The sequence below is a fragment of the Bacillus sp. FMQ74 genome (assembly GCF_001875785.1).
Classification (GTDB): Bacteria; Bacillota; Bacilli; order Bacillales; family Bacillaceae; genus Bacillus; species Bacillus stercoris.
The window spans coordinates 522,293-539,920 of the sequence record NZ_MOEO01000001.1 but is presented as its reverse complement, the minus strand read 5'-3'; the positions used below and the strand labels follow the sequence as shown (position 1 = coordinate 539,920).

At 43.7% G+C, this 17,628-nt stretch carries 17 protein-coding genes; 1 reads left to right on the top strand and 16 read right to left on the bottom strand.

From position 1 onward, the window contains the following. Window positions 1-98 precede the first annotated feature (98 nt). The 15 genes from BLL41_RS02925 to BLL41_RS02855 form a co-directional block, all read right to left on the bottom strand. Window positions 99-2,003: a PTS fructose transporter subunit IIABC gene (locus tag BLL41_RS02925; RefSeq protein WP_071576739.1), complete on the bottom strand. Its 1,905-nt coding sequence runs from the start codon at window positions 2,001-2,003 to the stop codon at window positions 99-101. A gap of 14 nt (window positions 2,004-2,017) precedes the next feature. Then, window positions 2,018-2,929, bottom strand: coding sequence for a 1-phosphofructokinase (gene pfkB / locus BLL41_RS02920; RefSeq protein ID WP_071576738.1), 912 nt, complete (start codon window positions 2,927-2,929; stop codon window positions 2,018-2,020). Further along, window positions 2,926-3,681: a DeoR/GlpR family DNA-binding transcription regulator gene (locus BLL41_RS02915; RefSeq protein WP_071576737.1), complete on the bottom strand. Its 756-nt coding sequence runs from the start codon at window positions 3,679-3,681 to the stop codon at window positions 2,926-2,928. Before BLL41_RS02915 ends, pfkB begins: the two co-directional genes overlap by 4 nt. A 279-nt stretch (window positions 3,682-3,960) precedes the next feature. Beyond that, entirely contained in the window at window positions 3,961-5,154 is a 1,194-nt protein-coding gene (gene skiZ, locus BLL41_RS02910; protein ID WP_071576736.1) for a sporulation-delaying-protein transporter subunit SkiZ, read from the bottom strand. Beyond that, window positions 5,151-5,843, bottom strand: a complete 693-nt coding sequence (gene yknY, locus BLL41_RS02905; RefSeq protein ID WP_071576735.1) for an ABC transporter ATP-binding protein YknY — start codon at window positions 5,841-5,843, stop codon at window positions 5,151-5,153. Before yknY ends, skiZ begins: the two co-directional genes overlap by 4 nt. After that, window positions 5,844-6,977 carry an efflux RND transporter periplasmic adaptor subunit gene (locus tag BLL41_RS02900; RefSeq protein ID WP_071576734.1) on the bottom strand — a complete coding sequence of 378 codons (1,134 nt, stop codon included), beginning with the start codon at window positions 6,975-6,977 and terminating at the stop codon, window positions 5,844-5,846. Window positions 6,978-6,981: 4 nt separating this feature from the next. Continuing rightward, window positions 6,982-7,677: a YknW family membrane protein gene (yknW, locus tag BLL41_RS02895; protein ID WP_071576733.1), complete on the bottom strand. Its 696-nt coding sequence runs from the start codon at window positions 7,675-7,677 to the stop codon at window positions 6,982-6,984. 113 nt (window positions 7,678-7,790) lie between these two features. After that, window positions 7,791-9,605 (bottom strand): ABC transporter ATP-binding protein, encoded by a 1,815-nt coding sequence (locus BLL41_RS02890; protein WP_071576732.1) that lies wholly within the window; start codon window positions 9,603-9,605, stop codon window positions 7,791-7,793. 11 nt (window positions 9,606-9,616) lie between these two features. Continuing rightward, a complete protein-coding gene (locus BLL41_RS02885; RefSeq protein ID WP_071576731.1) occupies window positions 9,617-11,374 on the bottom strand; it encodes an ABC transporter ATP-binding protein in 1,758 nt (585 codons plus the stop codon). A gap of 223 nt (window positions 11,375-11,597) precedes the next feature. Continuing rightward, window positions 11,598-11,831, bottom strand: coding sequence for a molybdopterin converting factor subunit 1 (moaD, locus tag BLL41_RS02880; protein WP_071576730.1), 234 nt, complete (start codon window positions 11,829-11,831; stop codon window positions 11,598-11,600). Next, a complete protein-coding gene (locus BLL41_RS02875) occupies window positions 11,824-12,297 on the bottom strand; it encodes a molybdenum cofactor biosynthesis protein MoaE (protein ID WP_015715811.1) in 474 nt (157 codons plus the stop codon). The genes moaD and BLL41_RS02875 overlap by 8 nt, the downstream gene beginning before the upstream one ends. Continuing rightward, a complete protein-coding gene (gene mobB, locus BLL41_RS02870) occupies window positions 12,297-12,818 on the bottom strand; it encodes a molybdopterin-guanine dinucleotide biosynthesis protein B (protein ID WP_071576729.1) in 522 nt (173 codons plus the stop codon). The genes BLL41_RS02875 and mobB overlap by 1 nt, the downstream gene beginning before the upstream one ends. Then, window positions 12,779-14,071, bottom strand: coding sequence for a molybdopterin molybdotransferase MoeA (locus BLL41_RS02865; protein ID WP_071576728.1), 1,293 nt, complete (start codon window positions 14,069-14,071; stop codon window positions 12,779-12,781). Before BLL41_RS02865 ends, mobB begins: the two co-directional genes overlap by 40 nt. Before the next feature lie 17 nt (window positions 14,072-14,088). Then, window positions 14,089-15,108 carry a molybdopterin-synthase adenylyltransferase MoeB gene (locus tag BLL41_RS02860; protein WP_071576727.1) on the bottom strand — a complete coding sequence of 340 codons (1,020 nt, stop codon included), beginning with the start codon at window positions 15,106-15,108 and terminating at the stop codon, window positions 14,089-14,091. Window positions 15,109-15,158: 50 nt separating this feature from the next. Further along, the gene (locus BLL41_RS02855) at window positions 15,159-15,758 is read right to left on the bottom strand and encodes a molybdenum cofactor guanylyltransferase (RefSeq protein WP_071576726.1); all 600 of its coding nucleotides are present in this window, start codon (window positions 15,756-15,758) and stop codon (window positions 15,159-15,161) included. Between the two features lie 135 nt (window positions 15,759-15,893). On the opposite strand from BLL41_RS02855, the gene cse15 reads away from it, so the two are divergent. Beyond that, window positions 15,894-16,856 (top strand): spore protein Cse15, encoded by a 963-nt coding sequence (gene cse15, locus BLL41_RS02850; protein WP_071576725.1) that lies wholly within the window; start codon window positions 15,894-15,896, stop codon window positions 16,854-16,856. A gap of 39 nt (window positions 16,857-16,895) precedes the next feature. On the opposite strand, the gene rok is transcribed toward cse15, so the two are convergent. After that, complete coding sequence (gene rok, locus BLL41_RS02845) at window positions 16,896-17,480, bottom strand: transcriptional regulator Rok (protein WP_014663802.1); 585 nt, start codon at window positions 17,478-17,480, stop codon at window positions 16,896-16,898. Window positions 17,481-17,628: the final 148 nt, after the last annotated feature.

Sequence of the window (17,628 nt, the reverse complement as noted above, 5' to 3'; positions counted from 1 at the left end):
TTACTTTATCATAAAAAAGAATAAATTACATAACTTAACCCGCTCTCTGCCTGTCGGATAAGAAAAAGCGTCCTTTCGAATCAAGGACGCTTTTTTTCTTATTTCTCTGTAACAGGTTTTTTGACAATACCGAGGATAATTGCCATCACGACAGCACCGATCACGATACTTAATAGGTAAAGCAACGGATGGTTGGTAATGAAAGCTACGAATACTCCTCCATGAGGCGCCGGAAGCGTTACACGGAAGAATTCAGTTAATCCGCCGGCAACAGCTGCACCGATTACAGCAGCTGGAATGACGCGAAGCGGATCAGCCGCAGCAAACGGGATCGCTCCCTCTGTTACGAAAGCAGCACCCATGAAGTAGCATGTAATACCAGCTTCACGGTCACGCTGAGTGAATTTGTTTCGGAAAATGGTTGTAGCAAGTGCGATACCAAGCGGAGGAACCATACCGCCGGCCATGATTGCCGCATGAGGCGCATAGTTGCCTGCATCGATCATCGCGATACCGAACGTAAAGGCTGCTTTATTAAGCGGACCGCCCATATCGATCGCCATCATACCGCCCAAGATAATACCCATCAATACTAGGTTTCCAGTACCAAGGCTTTCAAGCCAGTTTGTTAAGAAATTCATAAATGCTGCTACAGGTGTATTGATGACAAATTGCATTAATATGCCAGTGATAAAAATACCGAACAGCGGGTAAATCAGAACAGGTTTTAATCCATCAAGTGACTGAGGGATAAAGGTAAATACTTTTTTCAGTAAAATCACGACATAACCGGCAAGGAATCCGGCAATTAATCCGCCTAAGAATCCCGCATTCGCTTGAGTCGCCATAAATCCGCCGACCATACCAGGCGCAAAACCAGGACGGTCTGCAATACTCATTGCGATAAATCCAGCAAGAACTGCCACAATTAATCCTAATGCGTTGTCACCGCCGATAAACTTAAGAGCTGCGGCAAACGCGTTGTAAGTAGGATCTTTCGGATCAGCAGAATGAATTCCCCAGAAGAATGAAATCGCAACGAGGATACCGCCGCCGACTACGAACGGAAGCATGTTGCTGACACCGCTCATCAGGTGCTTATAAAACGCGTTTCCGATTCCACTTCCAGACTTGCCTCTCGCTTCACCTTCATCGTTTGAAGCTGAAGAACCGCCGCTGCCTTGATAAATCGGGGCATCTTGGTTCATCGCTTTTTCGATTAGCTCCTGAGGGCGTCTGATACCCGCCGTTACAGGAACTTGAAGTACGCGCTTACCTTTAAAGCGTTCCATTTCAACCTGCTTGTCCGCTGCGACAATGATTGCAGGCGCATCTTCGATTTCTTGAGCAGTCAGCTTGTGCTTAATGCCGCTTGAACCATTTGTTTCGACCTTAATGTCCACACCAAGCTCTTTCGCTTTTTCTTTAAGGGCATCCGCAGCCATGAATGTATGGGCAATACCTGTCGGGCATGCAGTAACCGCTAAAATTTTTCCTTTTCCGGCAGGTGCAGGTGCCGCTTCTTCTTCCTCTTCCTCTTCGTCATCATCTTTATCGTGCTGATTAATAATGTCGATGATGGCATCTTCTGACTCAGCTTCAAGGAGCTGCTTGCGGATTTCTTCACGCATTAACAGCGTTGAAAGTCTTGACAATGCTTCAAGGTGAGTATTGTTTGCGCCTTCAGTCGCCGCAATCATGAAGACTAAGTGAGCCGGCTGGCCGTCTAATGATTCATAATCGACACCGTCTTTAGAACGTCCGAACGCGATCGCCGGGTTGATAACGCTTGCCGTTTTCGCATGAGGGATAGCGATTCCTTCACCAATACCCGTTGAGCTTTGGCTTTCGCGGTTTAAAATGGCTTCTTTATAGGCTTGTCGGTCATTTAACTTACCAGCCTTATCAAGAACAGTGACCATTTCGTCAATAACATTTTCTTTTTCTTTGCTCTCAATATCAAGCTTTATCGTATGCTTTGTTAAAAGCTCAGTTATTTTCACTTGTGTTTCCTCCTCTATAGACGTGTGACCTTAACTTCAGGAAGAAGCTGCTGGACAAATTCTTCTGTTCCAAGTTCTTCAGAGAACGCGGTAGCACTGCCTGAAGTAACCCCTAAGCGGAATGCTTCTTCAAGCGGCAGCTGTTTGGAAATTCCGGCAAGGAAACCTGCGACAACGGAATCCCCTGCTCCGACTGAGTTTACCAATTTCCCCTTTGGCACGTTAGCAAAATAAACAGCTTCGTTCGTAAACAGAAGCGCTCCGTCTCCGGCCATTGATACGATTACATGTTCAGCGCCTTGTTCTACAAGCTTTTTCCCATAAGGAACGGCTTCCTCAACAGATGTAATGGTCGTGCCGAACATTTCTCCAAGCTCATGATGGTTTGGCTTCATCAAAAATGGTTTCATTTCTGTTGCTTTCAAAAGAGCCTCGCCTGAGATATCCAGAACAACTCGTGCGTTCTGCTGTTTGCAGGCCTCTGCGATTTTTTCATACGTATCGTGAGGCAATGAAGATGGAATGCTTCCTGCAAGAACGACGATATCTCCCTCTTCTAAAGATTGGAACTGTTCTAAAAAGGCTTTGAAATCTTCATCCGAAATTGTCGGTCCCTGCCCGTTAATTTCAGTTTCATCACCAGTTTTCAGCTTTACATTGATACGGGTATCCCCTTTTACTTCAGAAAAAGCTGTTTCCAGGTTTTCTTCCCGTAAAAATGTTTTGATATATTCTCCGGTAAATCCGCCGACGAATCCGAGCGCTTTAGACGGTACATGGTGTCTTTTCAGCAGTCTCGATACGTTGATGCCTTTGCCCCCTGGATACTTGGTATCATACGAAGAACGGTTCAGGCCTCCTACAGTAAAATCTTCAACGTGAACAATATAATCGACAGATGGATTAAGTGTTACAGTGTAAATCATGGTTTCACTACCTTTACGACAGTTTTTTCTTGGTAATTATCGAATGTAAGCTCTTCAGCGTCAGTCGTAATGATTGTTGCGTCGCCTATTCCGGCGAATGCCGAAAATGAAATTTCTCCGAACTTCGAAGGGTCTGCTAAGACGTAAGCGTGTTTTGCCTGTTTGATCGCTTTCTGTTTTAAAAGGGCCTCATCAGGGTCCGGCGTTGTGAATCCAGCCTCTGTATGAACACCGTTTGTCCCCAGAAAACTCTTGTCGAACCTGTACTGGTCCATGGCAATCAGTGAAGCGCCTCCAATAATCGCGCCCGTTCTCTGCTTTACGTATCCTCCAAGCAGATAAAAAGAAATTTCTTTCCTTATTAATGCATCGATATGCATCACCCCGTTTGTGACAACGACAATATCTTTGGTCTTATCCATAAAATCAATCATGTGCAATGTCGTCGTGCCTGCATCAAGGTAAATGCAATCCCCTTCTTCTAAAAGAGAAGCAGCTTTTTCAGCAATCTTCAATTTGTCATGAAGGTTTTTGGATGATTTTTCAAGCATATCGGGTTCAAGTCTGATATCGGAAAGCTTGGCCGCTCCCCCATGAACACGCTTTAAAAAACCACGTTCTTCAAGTGTCGATAAATCTCTTCTGATTGTTGATTCAGAAGCATTTGTCAGATTTATGAGCTCTTGAATCTTTACCACATCATGCTTTTCTATTTGATCAATAATTAATTGATGCCGTTCAGGAGTTAGCATGCTTCACCTCCTAATGAAAACGTATTCATTTTGAATACAATTTCATTGTAAACGCTATTTTCAGTTTAGGCAACTAAAATCATTCAAATTCATTCAATAACTATCAAAATCTTTCACGTTTATCCATATTAACGTATGTCTATAGGGTTTGTAAACTGTAAATTCGACAAAAATAAGGACAATTGTACGACATTTTCTTCTTATTTTAATGAAAAAAGTCTTTTATATTCATAGTAGAAATCACTAAACATAAAAAAACCTCATGCATGTTGCATGAGGCTACTCATAACGCAGCGCTTCAATCGGATCAAGCTTTGCGGCTTTATTTGCAGGAAGCATGCCGAAAATAACACCAATGAGCATACTGAACAGCACGCCCCCGCATACAACCTGCCAGGATATGAGTGACGGCCAGCCCGCAATGGCTGAAACAAGCGCGGCCCCTCCGTACCCAATACCAATCCCGATCAGGCCGCCAATCAGCGTCAATACGACTGACTCAATTAAAAACTGAGTCAGGATCTGTCCCCTCGTCGCACCGAGTGATTTTCTGATTCCGATTTCCCGCGTCCGTTCTGTGACTGATACAAGCATAATATTCATGACACCGATTCCGCCGACCAATAGAGAGATGCCCGCAATTGAGCCGATAATCGTTGTCATAATTGCCGTTACTTTGCCAATTCCGGCCGCAATCTCTTCCATGTTCATCACTTGATACGAATCCTCTGTGCCATGATTGTCATTTACCAGCTGTGCCGCTTCTTTCCCAGCCGATTTTATATCGTCTGCTGATTCAACCTGCAATGATACGTTACTGAAATCACTTGTACCAAAAGAGGATTTCATCATATTAAATGGCACATACATTTCACTTAAATCGATAGAAAGCAAACCTGTTTCTTTTTTCAGCACGCCGATAATTTCAACGGGCTGTCCGTTTATCCAGACAACTTCACCTAAAGGGGAGGTTTTATCAAACAGCTCTTTAGCCATCTTTTGAGAGATGATTCCGACTCTATTCCCCGCGAGAAAGTCATTGTCTGTAAAGGTTCTGCCGCTTTCAATTTCTAAAGAATTGACATTCATGTATCCATCATTTATTCCGTTAACCGTAGCATCGGTTTCTTCTTCATGATAACGCGCTGTCATACTTTCAGAAGTCGAGGCAACGACTTGTTTAATGCCTTCTATCCCTTTTAAACCTTTAATATCGTTTTCTGTAAACGTAGATTCAGCTGCAGCGTTCGGATTGCTTGCAAGCTCTTCGTCGCTCGGCATATAGTACAGCTCCACGGTATTTCCCGGTCCGCTGATCGACTGCTTCAGCATTTGCTCACCGCCCTGCCCTACCGCAACGACAACGATGACAGAGCCTACACCAATGATAATGCCGAGCATTGTTAAGATCGAACGCATTTTATGGGCAAGGACAGAGCTTAGAGCCATTCTGATGTTTTCTAACAGGCTCATTCCCCCACACTCCTTTGGCCGGAGCTCGCAGGAACAATATTTCCGTCACGCACCATAACGATCCGGTTCGTGCAATCTGCAACTTCGGGCTCGTGTGTAACAAGAACGATTGTCGTTCCTTCGGCATTTAAAGCTGTAAACTGATCCATAATCGCTACGCTTGTTTTCGTATCCAGCGCGCCGGTCGGTTCATCAGCTAAAATCAATTTCGGCTCATTCACGATCGCCCTCGCAATCGCCACCCGCTGCTTTTGCCCGCCCGACAGCTCATTGGGCATGTGGAGCATTCGATCGGCTAATCCGACCTTTTCCAATGCTCTCTCAGCCCGTTCTTGACGTTCTTTTTTGCCTATCCCGGAATAAATCATCGGCAGCTCAACATTTTTTTTTGCGTTCAGCCGCGGAAGAAGCTGAAATTGCTGAAATACAAAACCGATTGACCGGTTACGGACTGCCGCCAGTTCTTTATCTTTATATGAAGAAATGTCTTCGCCGTCCAATTTATACGTACCTGAAGTCGGTCGGTCAAGGCAGCCGATAATATTCATGATCGTCGATTTCCCTGATCCTGACGGTCCCATAATCGAGACATATTCCCCTTGATGAATGTCCAAATGAATAGAATGGAGAACATCAAATGTTTCTCTGCCGATCTGGTAGCTTTTTCGCACATTAGAAAGCTGAATCATTTAAGATTTCACTTCCATTCCATCAGTCACCTGATCAGATGGATTCAAAATGACTTGATCATCTTGAGAAAGCCCCTCTTTAATTTCTGTCAGATCATCTGTCACTTCGCCGATTTTGACATCAACTCGCTTTGCTTTTCCGTCTTTTGCTGTATACACATAATATTGGTCATCTGCTTTTTTGACTGCCTTTGAAGGAAGTGTATTTGCTTTTCGCTTATCAGTTTCAATATTCATGATAAATTTAAAGCCTGGCTTTCCTTCAGGAAGATTTCCTTTTATTTTCACTTGAAGAGGGTATTGGACTGCCTGTTCTGTTCCTTGTGCCGCAGCGCTTTCCTGCTGATCAGGAACAAGTCCGACTGCGGAAACCGTGCCTTTCCATGTTTTATCCTGTATTACATCTGAAGTGAGTGTGACCTTCTGGCCTTTTTTAACTTTCAATGTATCGTATTCAGACAATTTCCCTGAGACGACGAGGTCTTTGGGGTTGCCGATATGTATGACAGGCTCTTGAATATCTGACTTTTTGGATGCCGCTTCTTGGTTGACAGAAATAACGGTGCCTTCAATTTCACTTTTTACTTCTAAATCTGACACCCGGTTGGCAAGTGACTGCAGCTGAAGCTCGGTTTGTTTTAATTCGATCTCAGCTGTTTTTTTCTGCATTTGAAGCTCTGTCCGTTCAGATTCGATTTGTTTTTCTGCTTGTTTCTTTCCTACCTGTTTTACCAGTTCTTTTTCTTTATTATCTAACGCTTTTATCTTTTCTTGAATTTGGTCAATTTGAAGCTGGTTCGATTCAGCCGTTAACTGATTCTGTTCTTTTTCAAGGCTCAACTGCTCATTTGTATAGGTAACTAAAGGTGTGCCCTTTTTAACCTTATCGCCTTCCTTTACTTTAATGTCTTCTAATGTCCCTTTATCCGCTTCATAAAAGACATACTGTTCATTTGAAAATTTTAGTGTGCCGGGAACCATTACCTTTGACGAGATTTCTTTTTCTTCAAGGCTCCCCGTCTGTATCTTCTGGCCGGCGCTGCCGCTTGTTGGAGCGGCAGACCGGTATACATTTATTCCAATAAAAAGAGCGACTATAACGGCGATGCCAATTCCGATCCAGACTTTTTTCATGAACTTATGCACCCGCCACAGAATTGATTAAACCTGAAAAGAGCGAAAATACAACTAAAATTCCGAATAGAATGATTGCTGAAATCCACCCGGCTTTTTTGGAGATGCCTCCCGTTTTGTGAAGTCCGATTGCTAATAATACAAAGCTCCAGATGCTGAAAATTTCAAAGGTATTTAACACGCTGGCAAGAGCCCCGTCAGATGGGATAATCCCTGCCAGTGACGTCGTGCTGTAAAGAGGATTCACGTCAGTCGTAAAAGCAACGATTCCGTTCACCAATAATCCGAGACTGCTAATTAAAGAGACAAACAAACCGAGAGAAAGCATTTTTTTGTATGTCGTAACACCGCCTGATGCTTTTACACAGAGCCAATAAATAAGAGGGGCAATAAATAATGCTGCGATACCTCCGATAATAGCGCCTGCCATTCCGCCAAATTTGGTTATTGTTGCGACAGTCTCCATTTGTTCAGCTGATAGCCCTTGCGTATCCTGGCTTTTCAAAAGCTCACTATAATCCGTACCGAGTGATTGCAGCACGGCACCGACGATGATAATTGCTGCGACAATCAAAAGCGGTCCCCATACAGCCGGCCTTTCTCTAATTCTTTCAAATTGAACGGATGGACTTGTGATCACTCCGAAAAGTGAAGGCTTTTCAGCCGCCGTTCCGCTGTTTTTTTCTACATTCGTTTCCATTTCAAAACCTCCTTGAGAATATCTAACAAATAGTACGGGAAGGGTATCAAAAAGTTTCATGTTTTTCTAATAAATTTCCAAAAGCCTTCAATTTATACTGAAGGCTTTTCATATTATTCTATCACTGTGCTGTATTGCGCTTTCACAAGTCCGGCATAAACGCCTTCTTTAGCGAGCAGCTGCTCATGGTTTCCTTCTTCTATTTTCTTGCCGTGATCAAGAACAATGATGCGGTCGGCATCGCGGATCGTAGACAATCTGTGAGCAATCATCACTGCTGTACGCCCTTTCAGAAGCGTTTTTAGGGCATGCTGAATTTTCACTTCCGTCTCTGTATCAATGCTTGCCGTTGCTTCGTCAAGGATGATAATAGCCGGATCGGCGAGCAATGCTCTTGCAAAGGAAATGAGCTGACGCTGACCAGCAGACAGTACGCTGCCCCTTTCCTCCACCTCTGTTGCATATCCTTCTGCTAAATCGGAAATAAACTCATCCGCTCCAACCGCTTGGGATGCTTTCATCACCTCTTCATCCGAAGCATTTGGCCTTCCAAAACGGATATTTTCCATGATGGTCCCGGAGAAAATAAATGTATCTTGCAGGACAATGCTGATTTGAGAGCGCAGACTGTCAATGGAGAGATCCTTAATCGGTATACCGTCTATTTTAATGGTGCCTCCGGTCGCATCATAAAAACGGCTGATTAAATTGGCAATCGTCGTCTTTCCGCTCCCTGTATGCCCGACAAGCGCAAGCGTCGAGCCCGCAGGAATAGAGAAGGAAACGGCATGAAGGGCTTTTCGTTTTTCATCATACGAAAATTCAACCTCTTCAAAGCTGATCTCCCCATTTATCTTTTCATTATGAATGGCATTCGGCTTCTCTTTGACATTTGGCTGTTCGTCCAGAAACTCAAAAATCCGTTCTGATGATGCCATTCCCATTAACAGCTGATTATAGACTTGGCCCAGTCTCGAAATAGGTTCCCAAAACATCCCCAAATAGAAAGCGAAAGAAACGAAGACGCCAATCGTAATGGTTTCATTCATAATGAGTGTGGCGCCATACCAAATCAAGACAGCCGTCCCAATCGCGTTCGTCATTTCCACCAGCGGACGGAACATGGCATTTTTTTTAGTTGCTTCCCGCCATGATTGGTAATTCTCCTGATTGACACCGTCAAAATACGCCATGTTTTCTTCTTCCTGCGTAAATGCCTGTGTGACCCGGATGCCTTGAATGCTTTCGTTTAGATGAGAGTTGAGCTTCGATTGCTTTAGCCGTACCGTTTGCCAAGATCGGCGTATTTTTTTTCTAAGACTTGTTGAAATAAAAAACATAATCGGCAATGTCACCATGATGGCTATAGTCAGCTCAGGGCTCAGCGTAAACAAAATAATAATCACGCCGGCCAGGAGAAGCAAGTCGGTCAATAAATTAATGACTCCGCTTGTAAAGAGCTCCTGAAGAGAGTTAATATCATTCATGATCCTGACTAAGATCGATCCCGCCGACCGCTGATCAAAAAATCGATGGGATAAGCGCTGCACATGGGTAAATAAATGCTGTCGCAAATCGTAAATGACATGCTGGCCAAGCTGATTCATCCACCTGATTCTTAACACATTGGCGGCGTAATTAAGGACATATAAACCGCTAATAATAAAAATGAGCTGAATCAGCAGCTCCGAGTTTCTCCCTGTAATCGCTTGATCAAGAACATAAACGCCGATCAGAATGGGGATCACAAGCTTTACAGCAGTGCCAATCAATACGGTGAGAAAAGAAAGCGGCAAAATTGTTTTTCGATATGGTTTGACATAGCTCAGCAGCCGCCACATTTGAGCCCAGTTAAACGGCTTTTCAATGATTTCATCTGAAGAGTAATAGAAACGCTCTAAAATCCCCTGTTTTTTCGCTTGTTTCATTTGGCCCCTCCCTATCCGACCTCATGCGGCTCATTAATCATTTTGACATCACGGTATTGCAAATCGTAAATCTTTTTATAGTAGCCGCCTTTTTCAAGAAGCTCATGATGTGTTCCCCTTTCACGAATGCGTCCTTTATTAAAAACGAGAATTTCATCGGCGTGTTTCAGTGAAGAAATGCGGTGTGCGACGATAAAGGTTGTGCGGTTTTTCATGACTTCTTTTAAGGCAAGCTGTATGCTGTGCTCCGTTTGCATATCTACTGCACTTGTGGCATCATCCAATATTAAAATGCTTGGGTTCAAGCAGATGGCTCTCGCAATGGCAATACGCTGTTTCTGTCCGCCGGAAAGCCCCATTCCCCTCTCTCCCAGCATGGTGTCATACCCATCAGGAAGCTCCATAATAAAGTTATGAGCCTGCGCCCTTTTTGCTGCTTCGATGATATCTTCCATTGAGGCACCCGGCCGCCCATACGAAATATTTGATCGGATCGTGGATGAAAACAGGAAGGATTCTTGAAGTACGACTCCGATATTGGAGCGAAGCGTTTTTAACGAATAATCTGTGATGGGTTTGTGATCAATGGTAATCGTTCCGCTAACAGGGCTGTAAAATCTGGTCAGAAGCTGTGTCACTGAACTTTTGCCTGAACCTGTCGGGCCCAACATTCCGATTACCTTCCCGCTGTTTGCCTCAAAGCTTACATTGCACAGCGCGTTTGTTTGTTCTTTTCCGTATGCAAGAGAAACATTTTTGAAATGGACATCTCCGGTTAATTTTTGTTTACATACAGCAAGAGGATGATCTGTAATGTCTTCTTCTTTTTCCAGAATTTCGAGCAGGCGTTCACCTGACGCTTTTGCTTGAGAGAACATATTAATTACAAAGCCTAAGTTCATAATCGGCCACATCATATAATTGACAAGGCTGAAGAAAGCAACAAGTTCACCGGGATTGAGCTGATTTTGCATAACCAAGTATCCGCCATATGAGAGGAGAGCTACAATACAAATGTTACCGATGAACTCCATTAAAGGGAAATACGCAGACCAGATGGATGATGTTTGTAAATATTGTGCTCTGTATTCCGCATTAGCTTTATTGAAAATACTGATTTGATAATCTTCTCTGGAAAGAGATTTAACCGTATTGATGCCGCTGATATTTTCCTGCACTTTTGTATTGAGCTTTGCAAACGATTTGCGGATGCCTCTGAAGGCAGGATGGACTCTTTTGTCAAACCGATATACCGCAACAGCGAGAAATGGCAGAACAGCTATTGTCACGAGCGTGAGGGGAACAGAATAGTAAAGCATAACCGACAGGCTGATGGCGACCAGCAGGCCGAAGCGAATGAGCTCAGCGAGGCCGTATGATAAGAAAAAACGAAGCCCTTCAACATCAGCTGTCAATCTGGACATCAAATCACCTGTTTTCGCGTTATCATAATAAGAAAAAGAAAGCCGCTGCAGTTTTTCATACAGGCTATTTCTCAGTCGATAAACGGATTTGATTCCAAACATATCACCTAAATATTGGTGAAAAAAGGTAGCGGTTCCTTTCAAGGCCATTACCGCAATAAATCCCAAGCTGACCCATGCCGCAAGCTGATACTGCCTTCCCAGTACGATTTCATCAATCGTAATTTGCAGGATAATCGGATAAACGACAGTAACCGCAGTCATCAAAAGCATGGCTAGTAGCGACCACAAAAACACTTTTCGGTACGGCCAATAATACATTTTTAATCTTTTAAATGTCTCCATATCCAGCACCTTTCCAACATTTATCATCTTTACTATATCGATACCCGAAATAAAATTCTATTATTTTTTAAAAATTCAGTCTAATTATGGAGTGAGTCTCTTACTTTATAGGGAGTAATATATGTAGAATAAACGCTTACAGAAAATCATTGTATGCAAGGGATACTTAAGGATATGCCAATGAAATACAGAAAAACCGGATGACTGAAATGCCGTCCGGTTTTCATCCCCCGCTGACCGGCGGTATGATGGCCACCGTGTCACCTGAAGATACAGAGGTATTTTCTTTTACATAGCTTTCGTTAACGGCAATCATAGCCGTATCAATGGATTCAAGACCATATTGTTCTTTTAGGCACGCTTTTATTTCATCTATGGTTGCTTGTTCCATATCTATTTCTAATGCTTGTGTGCCAGCCTGTTCAGCAAGCCCCGCAAATAAAAGTATTTTAATCATGCTGCTCTCCCTCACTTAGGTCTGGTTTTCCATTCGGATAAGCTGTTGTTTCAAGCTGATCGCCGATCCATTGCTCACCGTCTTCCCAAATTTCTTTTTTCCAAATCGGCACAATCTGTTTAATTCGTTCGATCGCATACTCATTGGCTTCATATGCGGCTTTTCGATGGGGAGAAGATACAGCAATTACTACCGCTGCTTCACCGATATCCAACACACCTATACGGTGCGTGATCGCCGCTGAGGCGCCTTCCCATTTTTCTTCGATTTCAGCTCCGATTTGAGCAAGCATTTGCACGGCCATCGGTTCATATGCCTCATATTCAAGCCGAACCGTTCTTTTTCCGTTTGTCCATTCCCGAACCGTGCCAATAAATGTGGTAATTGCCCCTGCTTCCCGTTTCTCCACCTTTTTAATGATGTCTTCAGTATTAATAGGTGTTTTCGTAATCTCAAACCGTTCCATTATGCAGATTCCCCCTTCAGCTGTGAAAGCACAAAATCCACGGCAACCGGATCATCCGCATGAAAAACGGGCAATCCCTGATGCTCTGTCATATGCTCTTTTTGTCTATAAATGATGGCGATTATATTTACTGCCTGCAGCGCTTCCAGATCTTCCTTTTCACTTAGGATGACCACTTTAGGATAAGGGGCTTTTTTAAAGCCTTCAATCAGAAGACAGTCTGTTTCGAGAAATTGATATAACTCGATCAGCCGTGCCAAATCCCAATTGCGGCGGACTGTCAGCTGTAACACACCAGCACCTTCTACCGCTGTCACATCAGCACCTGCCGCCTTGTAACGGTCCGTGTCTTTTCCTTCCGTGAACGTTTGCGGTTCACCGCCGTGACCATGATGCTTCAGGCAGCCCAAATGAACCCCCTGTTCAGAGGCTTTTTCAAGAATACGCTCGATAAACGTTGTTTTCCCGCTGTTTTGAAATCCTACAACTTGGACGATCGGGAAAGGACGGACCAAGGCCACTCACTTCCATTCTCTTCTCTGATGAGCAGCACTTGAACCGTTCTGCCAGATTCGTAGCCTCTCGTCCCGCCCGGGAGGATAATGAAAGCATTGGCTTCTGCTAGTGACGTGACAGAGCTCGACTTATCTAATCCGACGGGTGTCGCCAACAGCTTCCCTTCCTGATGGTGCACAAGCGCACGAACAAATCGGGTAAACGGGTTCGGCTTCGGAAAATCTTTGGTTAAAACAGCTTCCGCACAAATCGAATGCGGTGTTTCATTAAGCAGCCATGTCTGGATCATTGGCTTGACAAACAGTTCAAAACCGACATAGCATGCCGATGGGTTACCTGAGAGGCCAAACAGCAGCATATCGTTTGCATGCGCCACCGTTGTCACGCTGCCCGGGCGCATGGCAACTTTATTAAACAGCACGTCTGCTCCAAGTTTTTCATAGATCGCAGGCAAAAAGTCAAAATCACCGACTGACACACCGCCAGTTGTGATCAGGAAATCCACCTTTTTCATCGCTTCTTTCACTGCAGCAAAACTTTTATCCAGCTCATCAGAGATTTTCCCTAAATAAAGCGGTGTTGCGCCTGCTTCTATCACTTGTGCATATACCATACTCGCATTGCTGTTGCGGATTTTCCCCGGTTCCAGCGGATCACTGACATTCAGCAATTCGGTACCGGTTGCGATAATCCCGACAACAGGCTTTCTCACCACAGGCACCGAAGCGTATCCGAAGGTTGCCAATAGAGCAGTCACTCCTGGTGTCACCCGGGTGCCCTTTCTTAGTAAAACACTCCCTTTTTGAGCGTCCTCACCTGTTTTCGAAATATTATCGCCCGTCTGAAAGCGGCGCTTTAAAGACATAAATGACTTCCCATTCTCCTCAAAGGTTTGAGTCAGTTCAATCATGACGACTGCATCTGCCCCTTCAGGGATTTGCGCGCCAGTCATAATCCGCACGGCCTGAAACGGGCCAAGTTCTTTTTCAGATACTGCCCCCGCTCCAATATGGTCAATGACTTCAAACCGAACTGGGTTTTCACGTGAAGCTTCTGCCGTATCGCACGCTCTGACAGCAAAACCGTCGTATGGCGAACGGTCAAACGCAGGTACGTGGTGATCCGCAGTTATATCTTCGGCTAAAAATCGATGAAGACTGTCTTCAAGCTCCACCCATTCTGTTTCACCTTGTTTTTGAAAATGGCAGACACGCCGAACTGCCTCGTCTACCGGTATCGGTGTTCTTTTCTCCAGCATTCTGACCCCTCCTGTTGTTACAATCCAATCACTCTTGCCAACACGGAATTGGCTTCTTTCACATCATTTGTTCCATGCACCAGTGCCCGTCCGTCATTGAAAATGACAATTCTGTAATCCTCGTAAAAAATATGCAGCAAAAACGAATTAGCCTCGACCTTGCCGATTTTTTTCAGCCGCTTAACGAGTCCCTGTTTCGGGATTCTTTTTAATGATTCCGACCTTACCTGTACTGTATCACGGCCGCATAGTACAGCGGCTTTCGGTGTGTTCAAATCCTGAAGATAGGGATAAACCGCATTTGCTCCGCAAGACGGGCAATCCTCTTGGCGTACATGATCAACGTTAATCTTCATATGCGAATTGTTCCAGACATCAAATGTCACAAAACCACGCTGTATTGCTTCTATTTGGCCTGTTAACAGCTTTAATGCCTCAGCTTGCTGATATGCTGAAACGATATGCACAGCCGGCGGAATAATGCCGGCAGTATCACACGTCGCCCCGCCGACTGGAATTTGCTCAAACAAACAAGACAGGCAAGGGGTTTCTCCGGGAATGACCGTCATGAACATTCCTTGGCTGCTTACACAGGCACCATAGATCCACGGTGTCTTTGTTTTCTGGGCAAGATCGTTTATCAGCATACGGGTTTCAAAATTATCTGTCGCGTCGATCACGACATCTGCTTTTTCAATCAGCGGCTCTAGCGTTTCGGCTGTTCCTTCGGTAACATATGCCTCAATATGTATGTCGCTGTTAATCGCTGATAGATGCTCTTTGGCAGCTATGGCTTTCGGCATGCGGAGTTTGGCATCGCTTTCTGTATAAAGCTGCTGTCTTTGAAGATTGCTCCACTCCACATAGTCACGGTCAATAATGGTAACAGTACCGATTCCCGCTCTCGAAAGCCCTTCAGCGCTTGCAGTGCCGAGCGCTCCCGCTCCGACAACCAGCACATGGCTGTCTGCCAGCCTTTTCTGGCCCTCTTCCCCAATTTGCTTAAATCTGATCTGCCGTGAATAACGTTCCTCCATCAAACCTGTTCTCCTTATCTTTTATGTCATCTTATCATGTTATTGCTCCGTCAGTCCCGTCTGAAGGAGTTCAACTTTTCGTCCAAGCAGCTAAAATCATCGCGTGTATTAATATTGATAAACTCTGCCGGGTTTGCTCCAATATCTTCAGCCTGTACGTAACAAACCGAAATTCTGCCTAATAAATCTGATATTCTCAACCTGTTCTCAGAAAGTTGATCGTATAGAACCGGCATGATACGTTTGTGGTAAATCGCAATCAACGGCTGTACTTGTCCGTCTGAAATCGGGACTACTGCGTCCGTACCGACAGTCATCAGACGTTTGAGCTCCAGCATCGTCCTTCTTTGTATCAGCGGTGTGTCGCAGGAAAGAACAGTATAAAGATCACCGTCTGTCTTTTTAAAAGCGGTATATATACCAGCCAATGGCCCCATGCCTTGAAATGGCTCAGCATCTTGATACACTTCATTTTCACCGTTTTCTTGAAATCTATCAATAAATTCGGGACGGCTGATGATAACCGTATGTTCTCCAAGTCCCTTTTTTGCGCATTCGTAAAGCATTCTGCCCTTCCATTTGACAAACGCTTTCGGTTCTCCAAATCGCCGCGAGGCTCCCCCTGCCAGCAGTACGTTTACATGGTTCATGTCATCTCACCTCTAGTTCGTTAAAAGCATAGCAAAAGCAAAGGCTCAACGCTACTGCTTGTCTGTTTATTAAAGAGGAATAGCTGTTCAGTATTTGCATATTGTAGTGTTAACATCATGAGGGAGATGGTTCGAATGAAAAGATCAGGTCCTTTTTTCCACGACGTGTCTCAGGAGAACCTTTATTTAAAATCCGAGCTTTCAAGGTGCCATAAGCTGATTTCTGAACTTGAAGCAAGCTACTTTCATCAGAAAAATAACAAACTGCTCAAAGAAAATAACGATATGAAAGAAAAACTCCAGCAGTTGTCTGCCGAATTAAAACAAATGTCAACAAAAGAAAAACATGCCTCCCACACCAGCCAAACTCTGCACCAAATAAGAGCTGAACTGCTTGATAAAATCGTTGTTTTGCAGGAGCTTCTATCTGCTGAAACCTATAAACGCAGAACCGAAATCGAAGAAAAACATAAGCTTCATATTGCTAAAATCAAAATTGAAGAAGAAAATAAAAATCTTCATAAACGTATCAGCCAACTTCAGGCCTCTATTGAGCAGGAGCAGAATGCACTGCTTCAGGCAAAACAGCAAGCCGAATTGATAAAAGCTGAAAACGGGCGTCTAAAAGAGCAAATGGTAGAAAAAGAATATCAGCTACAACATATTAAAATAGAAGTTGATCATATGAAAGATCGAATCGTAGAAACGAAAGAAAGACTGCTAGACATCGAAAAAACGAAAGAAAAATTATTTCACGAAACTATTATATCGTATAAACGGCAGCTTGATGAAAGCGATGCCTGGATTGCTTCTCATTTTGCCGATATTGATGGCGGCACGAAACAAAAAGAAAAAACGGAAGAAGCTCCAGCGGTCTACGCCCAGCCAAATCATGTAGAAACCATCCTTGAAGATGTCACAAAACAGATACATGTGCTTCAAAAACAGCTTGCCCGCGCCCAATCATCAGACCAGGCAATGAGCCAAACAATCGAAGGGCTGAAAAACAGAGCCGCTGAAGAAAAGCCATATCAAAAGTGGGTGTATAAACTTAATCTTGAAAAAGAAAACAAACCTTCACAGAAAAAAACCAAATAAAAAACTGCTTGAGCAATGCCAAGCAGTTTTTCTGTATATTTATTCATTTGCTGATTCAGCTGATTCTGCAGTTTCGATTTCACCTTCTAAAATGTACTGGCCGCGATACGGCTTTTTCACTTCCGGGTACATTTTAATTAAGCTTTGCATAAACGTTGTCATATTAGGGATTTCAAGACCGCTTTCTTTTTCAATCTCTTTTTGAAGCTCAGAGCTTTTAATCGCCGCGTTATGGCGTTTTAATGTTTTAATGGCAGCTTCACGCAGCTTAGCTGCTTTTGATCCCGGTCTTGCCGTTCCTCTTCTTCTTCGTGTTGTTCCGTCTGGTATACCGGCAGGAAGAGAGGAAATAGATTGAAGCTGAGGCTGCACAGACTGCTGCTGTGATTGCGGCTGATAGCTTCTGATTTCCTGAGCCGCAAGCTCAGCGAGAACAGGCAGAGAGTCAGGCTTTTTTTCAGAACGGAAATCCTTTTTGATTTCGGAAGGGCTTCCATTTCTGTCCAGCTCTCTTAATTTTGCATATATTTTATCACGTTCAATTTGATATTCACGAATGACTTTCACTTCAGCTTCATTTAATTGTTCTAACCGCAAGCGCAAAGCTTCTCTTTCATTAAACATTCCTCAATGTACCCCCTATCAAAATTAACATCTTTAATTAAGATATTAGATTACAAAAGTAATTTTATCAACTATTATTTTAGCATTTTACTATTATATTTACTCTATGAAAAATTCCTTATTTTCTGAAAAAGTTTTATTTTTCAAA

What these genes read in the sequence shown, in the direction of transcription:
- pfkB (WP_071576738.1), bottom strand. Translation starts at nt 2,929, where the DNA reads ATGATTTACACTGTAACACTTAATCCATCTGTCGATTATATTGTTCAC.
- BLL41_RS02915 (WP_071576737.1), bottom strand. Translation starts at nt 3,681, where the DNA reads ATGCTAACTCCTGAACGGCATCAATTAATTATTGATCAAATAGAAAAG.
- skiZ (WP_071576736.1), bottom strand. Translation starts at nt 5,154, where the DNA reads ATGAGCCTGTTAGAAAACATCAGAATGGCTCTAAGCTCTGTCCTTGCC.
- yknY (WP_071576735.1), bottom strand. Translation starts at nt 5,843, where the DNA reads ATGATTCAGCTTTCTAATGTGCGAAAAAGCTACCAGATCGGCAGAGAA.
- BLL41_RS02900 (WP_071576734.1), bottom strand. Translation starts at nt 6,977, where the DNA reads ATGAAAAAAGTCTGGATCGGAATTGGCATCGCCGTTATAGTCGCTCTT.
- yknW (WP_071576733.1), bottom strand. Translation starts at nt 7,677, where the DNA reads ATGGAAACGAATGTAGAAAAAAACAGCGGAACGGCGGCTGAAAAGCCT.
- BLL41_RS02890 (WP_071576732.1), bottom strand. Translation starts at nt 9,605, where the DNA reads ATGAAACAAGCGAAAAAACAGGGGATTTTAGAGCGTTTCTATTACTCT.
- BLL41_RS02885 (WP_071576731.1), bottom strand. Translation starts at nt 11,374, where the DNA reads ATGGAGACATTTAAAAGATTAAAAATGTATTATTGGCCGTACCGAAAA.
- moaD (WP_071576730.1), bottom strand. Translation starts at nt 11,831, where the DNA reads ATGATTAAAATACTTTTATTTGCGGGGCTTGCTGAACAGGCTGGCACA.
- BLL41_RS02875 (WP_015715811.1), bottom strand. Translation starts at nt 12,297, where the DNA reads ATGGAACGGTTTGAGATTACGAAAACACCTATTAATACTGAAGACATC.
- BLL41_RS02865 (WP_071576728.1), bottom strand. Translation starts at nt 14,071, where the DNA reads ATGCTGGAGAAAAGAACACCGATACCGGTAGACGAGGCAGTTCGGCGT.
- BLL41_RS02860 (WP_071576727.1), bottom strand. Translation starts at nt 15,108, where the DNA reads ATGGAGGAACGTTATTCACGGCAGATCAGATTTAAGCAAATTGGGGAA.
- BLL41_RS02855 (WP_071576726.1), bottom strand. Translation starts at nt 15,758, where the DNA reads ATGAACCATGTAAACGTACTGCTGGCAGGGGGAGCCTCGCGGCGATTT.
- cse15 (WP_071576725.1), top strand. Translation starts at nt 15,894, where the DNA reads ATGAAAAGATCAGGTCCTTTTTTCCACGACGTGTCTCAGGAGAACCTT.
- rok (WP_014663802.1), bottom strand. Translation starts at nt 17,480, where the DNA reads ATGTTTAATGAAAGAGAAGCTTTGCGCTTGCGGTTAGAACAATTAAAT.